At 36.7% G+C, this 654-nt stretch carries 1 protein-coding gene; it reads left to right on the forward strand.

Annotated elements, in window-relative coordinates; genetic code table 11:
• A partial coding sequence (locus tag ACFPZN_RS56375) for an O-antigen ligase family protein (RefSeq protein ID WP_378293704.1) occupies positions 1-645 on the forward strand: 645 nt, incomplete at its 5' end.
• Between the last annotated feature and the right edge of the window lie 9 nt (positions 646-654).

A 654-nucleotide genomic window follows, 5' to 3' on the forward strand; every position in this document is an offset into this window, starting at 1 on the left:
AGCTGGAAATTCGCTGCTTGCACTAGCGTTGTTCTAGGTTTACTCACCGTTTGGTTTGGTTACCAGGAGCAAGCGACTGGTATAACCAGAATTAAATTACTAGCCGATGCTGCTACGACTACTGCTTATATAATGGTTGTTCAGTCAGTTCTGTGTTTTTCTCTTATTAAAAAAGCAGTTTCAAATCAGCTTTACCGTACTGTATTTTACATTGCTACATTTTTCATATTCTCTTATTTATTACTGATGACAGAAACCAGAGGTGCTATAGGCACTTTTTTCATTGTCTGCTTCGTCCTGGCATGTTTTGAATTGAGAAATGTAAAGCCTCGTTATTGGTTTTTAGCATTACTGGCAATATCCATCATTGGCGGAGGTATAGCTTATAAGATGCAAAAGAGAATTGTTGAGGCTTATGATAACATCCAACAATTACAAAAAAATAATGCTAACACATCTTTAGGAGCACGTTTTGTTATGCTTGACGCAGGACAGCACGTAGCGAGTTTATCACTTTTTGGTCAGGATGCAGAACAGCGTTATAATAATGCAAGAGAATATATTGAACAAAACTATAAAAGCGCGGAAGCAGTCAGGGCTATAAAATATTCAGAACAAATATCATGCGATAACCGTAAATATTAAAAGCTTATC

The organism is Actinomadura rugatobispora, assembly GCF_042656285.1.
Lineage (GTDB): Bacteria > Actinomycetota > Actinomycetes > Streptosporangiales > Streptosporangiaceae > Spirillospora > Spirillospora rugatobispora.